This window comes from Pseudomonas sp. MYb2, from assembly GCF_002979955.1.
In the GTDB taxonomy this organism is placed as follows: domain Bacteria; phylum Pseudomonadota; class Gammaproteobacteria; order Pseudomonadales; family Pseudomonadaceae; genus Aquipseudomonas.
In genome coordinates, this window is the sequence record NZ_PCQC01000004.1 from 89,508 (window position 1) to 102,987 (window position 13,480).

Sequence of the window (13,480 nt, forward strand, 5' to 3'; positions counted from 1 at the left end):
TTCCTCCTTAATCAAGTGGGTGCTGGCGCAGGAAATCGGCGGCCACTTTCGATGGGCTTTCATGATCGACGTCGACCCGCGCGTTGAGCTGGCGCATGGTTTCGTCATCGAACAGTTCGGCCAGTGGCTTGAGTTGCTCGGCCAGTTTCGGATTGGCGTCCAGCGTTGCTTGACGCACCACCGGCGCGGCGGTGTAGTCGGGGAAGTAGTGCTTGTCGTCTTCCAGCAACTTCAGGCCGAAGGCGTTGAGGCGACCGTCGGTGGTGTAGACCAGACCGGCAAATACCTGACCGTTACGCAACGCGGTGTAGACCAGGCCCGCGTCCATCTGGCGGATGTTCTTGCGGGTCAGGTTCATGCCGTAGAGATCGACCATGCCGATCAGGCCGTCGGAGCGGTTGGCGAACTCGGTGTCCAGAGCCACCAGATGATTGGTCTTGGCTTCGGCGCGCAGCACTTCGTTCAACTGGCTGATGTTGTTGATCTGCGGATATTCCTCGGCGACCCTTTTCGGCAGGGCGAGGGCGTAGGTGTTGCTGAATTTCGACGGCGTCAGCCAGATCAGGCCTTTTTTCGCGTCGAGTTCTTTCACCCGGGCGTAGGACTGGGCGCTGTCGAGTTTTTCTGTGACATGGTTGTAGGCCACCAGCGACACGCCGGTGTATTCCCAGAGCATGTCCAGCTGTCCGCTTTCGTGGGCGCTGCGGGCGAGGTTGCTGCCCAGACCGCCGGTGATCTGCGCGTCGTAGCCTTTGCTGCGCAGGTATTGCGCGGTGATTTCGGCGAGCAGGGTCTGCTCGGTGAAGACCCGGGCGCCGAGGCGGATCAACGGTTTTTCAGCGGCTTGCGCGATTCCCGCGAACAGCAATACGCAGCCTAAGATCAAGCTAAGTCGTTTCATAAATATTCCTTCGCAAAAGCCTTAAGACGGGCGCAAACCGCGTTCCAGCCAGAGACGGCTGGCGAGGGTGACGACGCCATCGAGCAGCAAGGCCAGCAGCGCGGTGCACGCGGCGCCGAGCAGCAGTTGCGGCTGATTGTTCAGGGCGATGCCAGGGAAGATCAGGCTGCCAAGGCTGTTGGCACCGATCAGGAAGGCCAGCGGCGCGGTGCCGACGTTGATTGCCAAAGCCACGCGCACACCACCGACAATGATCGGCACGGCGTTGGGCAGCTCGACTTTCCACAGCACCTGGCGCGGGGTCATGCCGATGCCGACGGCTGCTTCTTTCAGCGAGCCCTGGACATTTTTCAGGCCTTCGTAGGTGTTGCGCACAATCGGCAACAGGGAGGCGAGGAACAAAGCGAAGATCGCCGGGCCACTGCCGATGCCGAGGATGCCCAGGGCAATCGCGAGCACGGCCAGCGGAGGCACGGTGTTACCGATATTGAAGATCTGCATGAAGCGTTCGGCGCGTCCGACCATGGTCGGGCGACTGAGGAAGATGCCGGCGGGGATGCCCACGACAAGGGCGGCCAGCATTGAAGCGAGGACGAGAATCAGATGAGCTTGCAGGTAAAACAACAAATCGTCGCGGTAGTGTTCGATCGTGTTGATGCCGATCCAGTGGACCAGCAGGGCCAGGAGCGCGATCACCACCGCACCTCCCATCAGCCCTTTGCCATAGCGGATAGCCACAGGCGGACTCCTTTTTTTGTAGTCGGCGAGCGCAGTCCCGTGTGGCAAGCCAAGCCTTGGCTGCCGGGAGCGTCGTTCGCGAAAAGTAGCCGTTTTTCAGTCCCGGCAAAGCGGTCTGAAAGCGAGCCATGAGCGCAGCCTCGTCAGGCTAACTTGCTGATTTTTCAGCCCCTGACGAAAATTCGTAACAGGGGATGGACGTCTCCGTGCTTTAAAAGGTTCCCATCTGCGGCAGCATTTGGCCACCCTTAATGTGCTCAACGGTTCGGTTATTGCATCGAGTTGGGCTATAATCGCGGCCCTTTTTTGAATCACCGCCAGGCGATTTCCCATGACCAACCAGGCCGCCGAAGTCGCGAAACGCCGCACTTTCGCCATTATTTCCCACCCCGATGCCGGTAAAACCACGATCACCGAAAAGCTCCTGTTGATGGGCAAGGCGATTGCAGTGGCCGGTACGGTGAAATCCCGTAAATCCGATCGCCATGCGACATCCGACTGGATGGAGATGGAGAAACAGCGGGGTATTTCCATTACCACGTCGGTCATGCAGTTCCCGTATCGCGAACACATGATCAACCTGCTCGACACCCCGGGCCACGAAGACTTCTCCGAAGATACCTATCGCACTCTGACGGCGGTGGACTCGGCATTGATGGTTCTCGACGGCGGTAAAGGTGTCGAACCACGGACCATTGCGCTGATGGACGTCTGCCGTCTGCGTGACACGCCGATCGTCAGCTTCATCAACAAACTCGACCGTGACATCCGCGACCCGATCGAACTGCTCGACGAAATCGAAGCCGTTCTGAAGATCAAAGCCGCGCCGATCACCTGGCCGATCGGTTGCTACCGCGACTTCAAGGGCGTGTACCACCTGGCCGACGACTACATCATCGTCTACACCGCCGGTCACGGTCACGAACGCACCGAAACCAAGATCATCGAGAAGCTCGATTCGGACGAGGCGCGCGCGCACCTGGGCGACGAGTACGACCGTTTCATCGAACAGTTGGAACTGGTTCAGGGCGCCTGCCACGAATTCAACCAGCAGGAATTCCTCGACGGTCAGTTGACTCCGGTGTTCTTCGGTACTGCATTGGGCAACTTCGGTGTTGACCACGTACTCGACGCCGTCGTTGATTGGGCGCCACGTCCGCTGGCCCGTGTGGCTAACGAGCGGACTGTTGAGCCGGTCGAAGAGAAGTTCTCGGGCTTCATCTTCAAGATCCAGGCGAACATGGACCCGAAGCACCGCGACCGTATCGCCTTCATGCGTATCTGCTCGGGCAAGTACGAAAAAGGCATGAAGATGCGCCATGTGCGCACCGGCAAGGACGTGCGCATCGGCGACGCCCTGACGTTCTTCTCCTCCGAGCGTGAACAGCTTGAAGAAGCCTTTGCCGGCGACATCATCGGTCTGCACAACCACGGCACCATCCAGATCGGCGACACCTTCAGTGAAGGTGAAACCCTGGGCTTTACCGGTATTCCGCACTTTGCGCCGGAACTGTTCCGTCGTGTGCGTCTGCGTGATCCGCTGAAGTCCAAGCAGTTGCGTCAGGGTCTGCAGCAGTTGGCCGAAGAGGGCGCAACACAGGTGTTCTTCCCGGAGCGCAGCAACGACATCATTCTTGGCGCTGTGGGTGTGCTGCAGTTCGATGTGGTCGCCAGCCGTTTGAAAGAGGAATACAAGGTTGAGTGCTCGTATGAGCCGATCACTGTGTATTCCGCGCGCTGGATTGAGTGCGCCGACAAGAAGAAGCTTGAGGAATTTTCCAACAAGGCTGTGGAAAACCTGGCGGTCGATGGCGGTGGTCACCTGACTTACCTGGCGCCGACGCGGGTTAACCTGGCGTTGATGGAAGAGCGTTGGCCGGATGTGAAATTCCGTGCGACGCGTGAGCATCATTAAGCGTTGAGCTTTGTTGTTCGAGAGCCCCCAAGGTTTTGGCCTTGGGGGCTTTTTTCTGGGTGTATATCCGTTTTTTTGGTTGTTGCGGCTGGCGGTTTCGCCCTTACGGCGAGTCACCTTTTCCAAACGCCGAAAAGGTAACCCAAAAGGCTTGCTCCTACGTGCGGCCCGCTCGCTGGGGCTCGGGGTTCCTTCGCTCCGGGATCAATCCCTCCACTCAGCCTTCCGACGTCGCCCGTGGATCAAGATCAAAAGCTGCAGCCGAGCTAACGCTCATCCTGTTGAGTGGTGAGGAGCACAGCTTGGTCGGCTTTGGATTTGTGGTGGATTTGCCCCTCATCGGAACGCCGCCCGCCCAGCCCTCTCCCCAAGGAGAGGGAGCCGATTTGTGAGCCTTTCAGATCCTTGGTTCGACTCGGTATTTCACTTCGGCGTAGCTCTCCCAAACACCTCGGTCAGTCCCCTCTCCCTCTGGGAGAGGGCTAGGGTGAGGGGCTTTTGATCTGTTGCAGAATCTGAGGGTCGACTCGGTATTTCACTTCGGCGTAGCTCTCCCAAACACCTCGGTCAGTCCCCTCTCCCTCTGGGAGAGGGCTAGGGTGAGGGGCTTTTGATCTGTTGCAGAATCTGAGGGTCGACTCGGTATTTCACGTCGGCGTAGCTCTCCCAAACACCTCGGTCAGTCCCCTCTCCCTTTGGGAGAGGGTTAGGGTGAGGGGCTGTTGATCTTCGGCACGGTTTTATCGCGCGCAATGGCTGTAGGACGACTCGGTTTTTTGTAATCTCGATGTACTTGAACGCGACAACCCGCGTGCTGATCGTTAGTGTTCCGCTCCACGCAAGTCGCTTTGGAGAGGTCAACGGAATGACGAGTCGCCTGACTCACTGGCTACGACTGGACGGCTATTTCGGCGTGATGGCCTGGGTGCTCGCGGCGTTATTGTTCATCAATCGCCTGAGCAGCATGGTCAAGCTGTTCATGGCGTTGTACCTGCGCCAGGAGCTGGGGCTGGCGATCGAGACTGTCGGCTGGTTGCTGTCGGCGTACGGTGCGGGTTTGCTGGTCGGTTCGATGCTCGGTGGCTGGCTCAGTGATCATGTGCGCACCGCGCGGCTGACGGCAGCGTTGTTTTTCATCTCGGTGTGGGTGCTGATTCTGCTGGGGCTGGTGACGCAGGTGCCGTTGCTGGCGGCTTTGCTGTTGCTCAGCGGGACCATTGATGGCGCCATTCGCACCCTGCACCAGCGCCTGATCATGGAATATTGCGAGGTGGCGCAGCGTTCGCGTGCGCAGGCCTTGAGCCGGGTGGCGCGTAATCTCGGCATGGCCGCCGCCGGGGTCGCGGGCGGGGTGTTGGCGCAGACCGATTTTCGCTGGGTGTTTTTCGGTAGTGCAGCGATGACGTTGTTGGCCTTGCTGTGGTTTGTCCGGACGACATGGCGTCGGCCGGTGCTGATCAATGCCGAGCTTTCTACGACCGGCGCGGTTGGAGCGGGTGTGCCATACCGCGACAAACCCTTCCTCTGGTTGCTGGCAGCGACGGCCGTGCTCGGCATCGCGTTCGACACTGTCTACAGCACGCTGGGCAACTATCTGCGTGATTACTACCACTTGAGCACCGAGGCAATCGGCTGGCAGTTCGGGCTCAATGCGCTGTTGGTGATCGCGCTGCAGATCCCGCTGTCGCACTGGGGCGAGCGCTGGGGCTCGCGACGACAAATGGTGGCGGGCAGTTTGCTGCTGGCCTGTGGGCTGGGCATGTTGCCGTTCGGTTCCGGATTGGCGTTCGTCTGCCTGTCAACGGTGATCTGGACCTTGGGCGAGGCGCTGTTCATGCCGCCGCTGAATGTATTGGCCATGCAGTATGCCCAGCGTGGCAAAAGTGGGCAGTACTTCGGCTTGTTCTTCATGAGCTGGAGTGCCAGCGCGCTGCTGTCGCCGGTGCTCAGTGGTCAGCTGTACGGCAACTTCGGCGGTCACAGCGTGTGGCTGGCCAGTGCAACCCTGCTGCTGATATCGATCCCGTTGACGTGGCAAGCCACCCGCGCGATTAGCTGATCCGGTTATTGAGCTTATTCGAAAGCAATCTGTCCGCCGACGGCATTTCTGCGCGCCCGTTAGCGTCCTAACTGGTGAGCCCGACTGATCGGAACTAGATTTCACACAGCGCCAGTCCGGCACGAATGTCTCACCTGAAAATGGATGGAGTCGGCTATGAAAAGCAGGTTGCTACGGGTTTTATTGCTGTTGAAAGTGATGGTCATGCTGTCCCTCGGCACCGCAACGGCCTGGGCCGAGTGCGAGGATCACGATTCCCAGGCCTTCAATGGTCAGGTTGGGCACAGCGGACTGATGTTGGCCAAGTCCGAGTCCGAGCCGGGCGATCAGGGGCAGGGTGGCAGCGCCGATGATGACGACTCGACCACCGACGAGCCGGACACCGACGATCCGGATGACGAAGGCGATAGCCAGACGTAAATCGCCGGCAAAAGAAAACCCCTTCTGACTCGACTGATGCGCAATCGAGGTGGAAGGGGTTTGCTCAATACCTAACGCTATTTGAAATACGATCCCTGTAGGAGTGAGCCTGCTCGCGATAGCGGTGGATCAGTCGATGAGGATGTTGACTGAAATTACGCCATCGCGAGCAGGCTCACTCCTACAGTTTCTTTGTAGCTTCCGGATTTGTTTACGCCGCGCCGTCGAGGAACTGCTCGGCGTAGTGACAAGCCACCTGCCGGTTGTCCAGCGGACGCAACAACGGCTCTTCAGTGCTGCAACGCTCGGTCGCATACGGGCAGCGCTTGTGGAACGCGCAGCCCGGTGGCGGATTGAGCGGGTTAGGCAGTTCGCCGACGATCTTGATTTTCGGCTTGTTCGGGTCCGGGTGAATGGTCGGGGTCGCCGAGAGCAGCGCCTGGGTGTACGGGTGCAGCGGGCGTTCGTAGATGTCGTTCTTCGGGCCCATTTCCACCGGGCGACCGAGGTACATCACCATCACGTCATCGGCCACGTGCTGCACCACTGCGAGGTTGTGCGAGATGAACACGTAGGCGGTGTTGAACTCCTGCTGCAGATCCATGAACAGGTTGAGCACCTGCGCCTGAATCGACACGTCGAGGGCCGAAGTCGGTTCGTCCGCCACCAGCACTTTCGGTTGCAACATCATCGCCCGGGCGAGCGCGATACGCTGACGCTGACCACCAGAGAACATGTGCGGATAACGCTGATAGTGCTCAGGACGCAAGCCGACCTGCTTCATCATCGCCTGGACTTTTTCGCGACGCTCGGCGGCGGAAAGGTTGGTGTTGATCAGCAGTGGTTCGCCGAGTTGGTCACCGACTTTCTGCCGTGGGTTCAACGACGCGTACGGGCTTTGGAAGACCATCTGCACGTCTTTGCGCAGTTGCTTGCGCTGGGCCTTGTCGGCGCCGGCGACTTCCTGGCCGGCGATTTTCAACGAGCCGGAGGACGGATCTTCAATCAGCGTCAACGCGCGGGCCAGAGTGGATTTGCCGCAGCCCGATTCACCGACGACGGCGAGGGTCTTGCCGGCTTCCAGTTCGAACGACACGCCATTGAGTGCGCGCACGGTCGCGTGGCCCTTGAACAGGCCACGGGAGACTTCATAGTGACGGGTGAGGTCGCGGGCGGTAAGTACGACGGCCATTACGCCACCTCCTGGTTCAGCGGGTAGAAGCAGCGGGCGAGGCTGTGGGCTTTCGGATCAAGGCCTGGACGCTGCGCGCGGCAGCTGTCCTGCACGTACGGGCAGCGCGGTGACAGCAGGCAGCCTTGCGGACGGTCGTAACGACCCGGGACGATGCCCGGCAGGGTGGCCAGACGTGTAGCGCCGAGGCTGTGCTCGGGAATCGCCTTGAGCAGCGCTTCGCTGTAGGGGTGCGCCGGGATGTCGAACAGTTGCGGCACCTGACCGACTTCAACGGCTTGGCCGGCGTACATCACACAGACGCGCTGAGCGGTTTCCGCCACGACCGCAAGGTCGTGAGTGATCAGCACCAGGCCCATGTTCTGTTCTTTCTGCAACGCCAGCAGCAGATCCATGATCTGCGCCTGAATCGTCACGTCGAGTGCCGTGGTCGGTTCGTCGGCGATCAGCAGTTTCGGCTCGCCGGCAATCGCCATGGCGATCGCAACGCGTTGGCTCATACCGCCGGACAGTTGATGCGGGTAGGCGTCCATACGGCTGGCAGCACCGGGGATTTCGACTTTTTCCAGCAGTTCGATCGCACGTTTGCGCGCTTGCTTGCCGGACATTTTCAGGTGCAGACGCAGCACTTCTTCGATCTGGAAACCGACGGTGTAGCTCGGGTTCAGCGCGGTCATCGGATCCTGAAAGACCATCGACAAGTCTTTGCCGACGATCTGCCGACGCTGACGATTGCTCAGCTTGAGCATGTCTTTGCCGTCGAAGCTGAGCGAGTCAGCGGTGACGATGCCGGGATGCTCGATCAGGCCCATCAGCGCCATCATGGTCACGGATTTACCCGAACCCGACTCGCCAACGATGGCCAATACTTCGCCTTTGTCGACTTTGAGGTCGAGGCCGTCGACCACCGGGGTCGCGTTTTTGTCGCCGAAGCGAACGTTGAGATTCTTGATTTCTAGCAGTGACATGGGAATCTCCTCAGGCGGCGTTCTTGAGTTTCGGGTCGAGCGCATCGCGCAGGCCGTCGCCCATCAAGTTGATTGCCAGCACGCTGAGCAAAATGGTCAAACCAGGCAGACTGACTACCCACCAGGCGCGTTCGATGTAGTCGCGGGCCGAGGCCAGCATGGTGCCCCACTCAGGGGTTGGCGGTTGTACGCCAAGGCCCAGGAAGCCCAGTGCTGCGGCATCGAGAATCGCCGAGGAGAAGCTCAGGGTCGCCTGCACGATCAGCGGCGCCATGCAGTTCGGCAGCACGGTGATGAACATCAGGCGTGGCAGACCGGCACCGGCCAGGCGCGCGGCGGTCACGTAGTCGCGGTTCAGTTCGCCCATCACGGCGGCACGGGTCAGACGCACGTAGGACGGCAGCGAAACCACGGCGATAGCGATCACGGTGTTGATCAGGCCAGGGCCGAGGATGGCGACAATCGCCACAGCCAGCAGCAGCGACGGCAGGGCCAGCATGATATCCATCAGACGCATGATGGTCGGGCCAATCATCTTCGGGAAGAAACCGGCGAACAGGCCGAGCAGGATCCCCGGAATCAGCGACATGACGACCGACGACAAGCCAATCAGCAGCGACAGACGCGAGCCCTGGATCAGACGCGACAGCAGGTCACGACCCAGTTCATCGGTGCCGAGCAGAAACTGCATCTGCCCGCCTTCCAGCCACGCTGGCGGCGTCAGCAGGAAGTCGCGGTATTGCTCGCTCGGGTTGTGCGGGGCGACCCACGGCGCGAAGAGTGCGCAGAAAATCACCAGCGACATGAACAGCAGGCCGGCAACCGCGCCTTTGTTCTTGGAGAAGGCTTGCCAGAATTCTTTGTACGGAGACGGGTACAGCAGGCTTTGATCCGCGCTTGCGGCGGACGTGGCTACTGAGGATGTTGGAGTGCTCATGGTATGGACCTCAGCGCTGATGACGGATGCGTGGGTTGGCAAAGCCGTAGAGGATGTCCACTACGAAGTTGACCAGAATCACCAGGCAGGCGATTAACAGGATGCCGTTTTGCACAACCGGATAGTCCCGGGCGCCGATGGCTTCGATCAGCCATTTACCGATGCCGGGCCAGGAGAAAATGGTTTCGGTCAGAACCGCACCGGCCAGCAATGTGCCGACTTGCAGACCGACCACGGTGAGTACCGGAATCAGTGCGTTACGCAAACCGTGAACGAACACCACGCGCGACGGCGACAGGCCTTTGGCCTTGGCGGTACGGATGTAGTCTTCGCGCAGCACTTCGAGCATCGACGAACGGGTCATCCGCGCGATCACCGCCAGCGGAATGGTGCCAAGCACGATGGCCGGCAGAATCAGGTGATGCAGGGCATCGAGGAATGCGCCCATGTCATCGGCCAGCAGGGTGTCGATCAGCATGAAACCGGTGCGCGGCTCGATGTCGTAAAGCAGGTCGATGCGCCCGGAAACCGGGGTCCAGCCCAGGCTCACCGAGAAGAACATGATGAGGATCAGACCCCACCAGAAGATCGGCATCGAATACCCCGCGAGGGAGATGCCCATCACCCCGTGGTCGAACAGCGATCCTCGCTTGAGTGCCGCAATCACTCCGGCCAGAAGCCCGAGAATGCCGGCGAACAGCAGGGCGGCCATGGACAGTTCCAGGGTCGCCGGGAAGAGGGAGGTGAACTCGGTCCAGACGCTTTCACGCGTACGCAGGGATTCGCCGAGATCGCCGTGGGCCAGTTTGCCGATGTAATCCAGATACTGGGCATACAGCGGCTTGTTCAGACCTAGGCGTTCCATTGCCTGAGCGTGCATTTCGGGGTCGACCCGACGTTCGCCCATCATCACTTCCACGGGGTCGCCCGGAATCATGCGAATCAACGCGAAAGTCAGCAAGGTGATGCCGAAAAACGTGGGGATCAACAACCCCAGTCGGCGGGCAATAAAACTAAACATCTTGTGTGGTACCTCATCAGCCGGTTAGGCGTGCCCGGCGTCCCTGGGGTCAGGGACACCGGGAGTTTCTTATCTACTTCACCTGGGTGGTGGCGAAGTTATTAGTGGTGAGAGGGCTGATGTGATAACCCTCTACGTTGTTGCGCATTGCGGTAAACATCCTGGTATGGGCCATGCTGATCCATGGCTGGTCCTGATTAAACAGCACTTGCGCCTGTGCGTAGAGCTTTGCGCGTTCGGCCGGATCTACTTTAGCCCGTGCTTCATCCAGCAGTGCCTGGAATTTTTCGTTGCACCAGCGAGCATAGTTCTCGCCATTTTTTGCCGCTTCGCAACTGAGCATAGGCGTCAGGAAGTTATCCGGGTCGCCGTTGTCGCCCGCCCATCCGGCCGAAACCATGTCGTGCTCGCCGGCCTTGGCGCGTTTGAGCATTTCGCCCCATTCCATCACGCGGATGTCGATCTTGATCCCGACTTTGGCCAGGTCAGCCTGCATCATTTGCGCGCCGAGCATCGGGTTCGGGTTGGTCGGGCCGCCGCCGTTGCGGGTAAACAGGGTAAACACGGTGCCTTCCGGAACCCCGGCTTCCTTGAGCAGGGCGCGGGCCTTGTCCAGATCGCGTGGCGGGTTCTTCAGGTCGTGGTTGTAGCCGAGCAAGGTCGGCGGGTACGGGTTGACGGCTGCTGTAGCGTTGCCCTTGCCGAACACTGAGTTGACGTAGGCTTCCTTGTCGAAGGCGATGTCGATCGCCTTGCGCACCCGCACGTCGCTCATGTACTTGTGCTGAGTGTTCAAGGCGATGTAGGCCACGGTCATTGCGTCCAGTTCATCGACTTTCAGGTTGCTGTCTTTCTTGATGCTCGGGATGTCATCCGGCTTCGGATACAGGGTGACCTGGCATTCGTTGGCCTTGAGCTTTTGCAGACGCACGTTGTTGTCGATGGCGATCGCCAGAATCAGCGCGTCGGCCGGCGGCTTGCCACGGAAATATTCCGGGTTGGCCTTGAACCGTACCTGGGCGTCTTTGGCGTAGCGCTGGAAGATGAACGGGCCGGTACCGACTGGCTTGTTGTTGAGGTCGCCGGTCTTGTTCGCCTTGAGCAACTGATCGGCGTATTCGGCCGGGTAGATCGAGGAGAACGCCATCGCGAGGTCGGCCAGGAACGGTGCTTCGCGGCGGGTCAGGGTGAATTTGACCGTGTTGTCGTCGACTTTTTCTACGCTTTTGAGCAGTTCCTTGAAGCCCATGCTTTCAAAGTACGGGAAGCCCACGCTCGACAGTTTGTGCCACGGGTGATTCGGGTCCAGCTGACGCTGGAAGCTCCAGACCACATCGTCGGCGTTCATGTCGCGGGTCGGCTTGAAGTATTCGGTGGTGTGAAACTTGACGCCTTTGCGCAGGTGGAACGTGTACGTCAGGCCGTCTTCGCTGATGTCCCAGGACTCGGCGAGCGCCGGGATCACTTCCGTGGTGCCGGGCTTGAAGTCCGCCAGTCGGTTGAAGATGGTTTCGGCCACCGCATCGGCCGTGACTGCAGTAGTGTACTGGACCATATCGAAGCCTTCCGGGCTGGCTTCGGTGCAGACCACCAAGGGTTTGGCCGAGACGCCGACAGCGACACTCAGCAACGCAGCCGCAATGGCCGCACGTAGGGGAAGCATTTTCATCGATAACCCTCTGCAATCGGTTGAAGACAAAAAACCGAACGGCTGACTCATCATGAGTCAGCCGACGGTTGGCGTTCTTACAGGATGTTGAACGGAATCGTGGTCACGAGACGGAACTCGTTGATGCTGCCGTCAGCCTGGTTTTCACTGGCGCGGTGAGCGGTGTAGGTGCCACGAATCGTGGTGGCCTTGAGCGGGCCGCTTTGTACGGCGTAGGTTGCGCCAACGCCGTATTCATAGTGGTGCTCGCCGTCCATCGACTGCACGCCATCATAGCCGCCACCCTTGTAGTGAGTGCCGTCGATGCCCCAGCCGCGCGCCTGGTAGATGTTGAACTTCAGGCCCGGCACGCCGTATTCGGCCATGTTGATGCCGTAGGAAACCTGGAAGGATTTCTCGTTCGGGCCGTTGAAGTCCGAGAGCAGGGAGTTGGCCAGGTAGATACCGTTGGTTTCGTGCAGGTAGTCGAAGTACTCGTTACCGTTCACTTCCTGATACGAGAAAGTCAGGGTGTGCGCCAGGTGAGTCAGACCGAACGACAGCGAGTAGGTATCGTTGTCGATTTCGCCCAGCAGTTTTTTGCCTTCGTCGACGGTCTTGTAGTAGTTCAGACCGGTGGTCAGGCTCAGCACGGAGCTGTCACCCAGTACGTGCGTAGCGCCGAAGTAGTATTGGTTCCACAGGTCTTCAGCCTGAGTGCCCCACAGGCTGGTGGTCAGACTGGCGAACGGCTGGTACGAGATACCGGCGGTGTTCACGTGGTCAGCTTCAGCGTCGATGCTGCCGTATTCGGAGCGGAACTTGCTGAGGCTTTCTTCGGTACGTGGCGAGACGCGGTCGAAGGTTGCCAGGTCGAAGGACAGGTTGTTCAGTTCTTCGCTGTGGATCGCGATCCCTTCGAAGCTCGATGGCAGCGGACGGTTGCCGATCACGTCGACCTGCGGGCTGCTGAAGTTCATGCGGCCGGCGGTCAGAGTGGTGTTGGAGATACGCGCCTTGACGTTGGCCAGGCCCAATTTGCTCCATTGACCGACAGCGTCACCGCCTTCACGGGTCAGGGTACGGTTGTTGCCCGCGCCTGGACGGGTGCCCGGTGCGCCGCCGTTGTTGGACGCGAGGTTTTCGCGATCACGCTCCAGCGCAATGGCGTTGTAGGCCGCCACTTCGGTGCTGAAACCGACAGTACCTTCGGTGAAGCCCGAGTTGTACTTGATGATCGTGCCTTGTACCCAGTTGATACGGCGGTCGGTTTCGGCCGATTGACCGTTCTTGCGGTAAGCGAACTTGCCGCCGCGCTTGAGTTGCTCGTTGGCGTACCAGTTACGGGTCGAACCGCTGATCGATTGACCCTCGAGGAAGCCAGTGGCTTCGGCCTGGGCACTTTTTTCGTTGACGGTCACCGGGGTGAACGCCTGGCTTTGGGTTTCCGCGTAAGCCGTGGCGGTGACGCTGCTGATGGCCAAGGCCAGTATCGCGGTGCTGCTCAGTTTCATGGGTGAAGCTCCTTTACTTTCTTTTTATGCCGGCTTTTTTTGGTATGCCGGTTATTGGTTTAGAACTCATTCACACATCGCAAACGTTTGCCAAAGGCCGGATTGGCGAATTTCGGCAAAGCGCTTGCGTGAGGGGCTAGACAGCGCCCCTCAGCGTTGCGGCTAAT

Annotated in this window: 11 protein-coding genes; 3 read left to right on the plus strand and 8 right to left on the minus strand. The window is 59.6% G+C overall.

Translation table 11 applies throughout. From position 1 onward, the window contains the following. Positions 1–7 precede the first annotated feature (7 nt). A complete protein-coding gene (locus CQ009_RS07755) occupies positions 8–901 on the minus strand; it encodes a glycine betaine ABC transporter substrate-binding protein (protein ID WP_105705435.1) in 894 nt (297 codons plus the stop codon). A 21-nt stretch (positions 902–922) separates the two neighbouring features. Next, the gene (locus tag CQ009_RS07760; protein ID WP_172667905.1) at positions 923–1,612 is read right to left on the minus strand and encodes an ABC transporter permease; all 690 of its coding nucleotides are present in this window, start codon (positions 1,610–1,612) and stop codon (positions 923–925) included. 358 nt (positions 1,613–1,970) lie between these two features. Here CQ009_RS07760 and CQ009_RS07765 point away from each other — a divergent pair, with 358 nt between their 5' ends. The 3 genes from CQ009_RS07765 to CQ009_RS07775 all read left to right on the plus strand — a co-directional run bounded on the left by CQ009_RS07765 (position 1,971) and on the right by CQ009_RS07775 (position 6,033). Further along, positions 1,971–3,554 carry a peptide chain release factor 3 gene (locus CQ009_RS07765; RefSeq protein ID WP_064387905.1) on the plus strand — a complete coding sequence of 528 codons (1,584 nt, stop codon included), beginning with the start codon at positions 1,971–1,973 and terminating at the stop codon, positions 3,552–3,554. Between the two features lie 865 nt (positions 3,555–4,419). Beyond that, complete coding sequence (locus CQ009_RS07770) at positions 4,420–5,613, plus strand: MFS transporter (RefSeq protein WP_105705437.1); 1,194 nt, start codon at positions 4,420–4,422, stop codon at positions 5,611–5,613. 156 nt (positions 5,614–5,769) lie between these two features. Further along, the gene (locus tag CQ009_RS07775; protein WP_064387907.1) at positions 5,770–6,033 is read left to right on the plus strand and encodes a hypothetical protein; all 264 of its coding nucleotides are present in this window, start codon (positions 5,770–5,772) and stop codon (positions 6,031–6,033) included. Between the two features lie 211 nt (positions 6,034–6,244). On the opposite strand, the gene CQ009_RS07785 is transcribed toward CQ009_RS07775, so the two are convergent. The 6 genes from CQ009_RS07785 to CQ009_RS07810 all read right to left on the minus strand — a co-directional run bounded on the left by CQ009_RS07785 (position 6,245) and on the right by CQ009_RS07810 (position 13,313). After that, positions 6,245–7,225 carry a peptide ABC transporter ATP-binding protein gene (locus CQ009_RS07785; protein WP_064387908.1) on the minus strand — a complete coding sequence of 327 codons (981 nt, stop codon included), beginning with the start codon at positions 7,223–7,225 and terminating at the stop codon, positions 6,245–6,247. After that, positions 7,225–8,193 carry an ABC transporter ATP-binding protein gene (locus CQ009_RS07790; RefSeq protein WP_105705439.1) on the minus strand — a complete coding sequence of 323 codons (969 nt, stop codon included), beginning with the start codon at positions 8,191–8,193 and terminating at the stop codon, positions 7,225–7,227. The genes CQ009_RS07785 and CQ009_RS07790 overlap by 1 nt, the downstream gene beginning before the upstream one ends. A 10-nt stretch (positions 8,194–8,203) precedes the next feature. Beyond that, positions 8,204–9,130 carry an ABC transporter permease subunit gene (locus tag CQ009_RS07795; protein WP_064387910.1) on the minus strand — a complete coding sequence of 309 codons (927 nt, stop codon included), beginning with the start codon at positions 9,128–9,130 and terminating at the stop codon, positions 8,204–8,206. A 10-nt stretch (positions 9,131–9,140) separates the two neighbouring features. Then, on the minus strand, positions 9,141–10,151 hold the full coding sequence (locus CQ009_RS07800) for an ABC transporter permease subunit (protein ID WP_007953665.1): 1,011 nt from the start codon (positions 10,149–10,151) through the stop codon (positions 9,141–9,143). Between the two features lie 73 nt (positions 10,152–10,224). Continuing rightward, positions 10,225–11,820: an ABC transporter substrate-binding protein gene (locus CQ009_RS07805; RefSeq protein ID WP_064387911.1), complete on the minus strand. Its 1,596-nt coding sequence runs from the start codon at positions 11,818–11,820 to the stop codon at positions 10,225–10,227. A gap of 77 nt (positions 11,821–11,897) precedes the next feature. After that, positions 11,898–13,313: an OprD family porin gene (locus CQ009_RS07810; protein WP_105705441.1), complete on the minus strand. Its 1,416-nt coding sequence runs from the start codon at positions 13,311–13,313 to the stop codon at positions 11,898–11,900. Between the last annotated feature and the right edge of the window lie 167 nt (positions 13,314–13,480).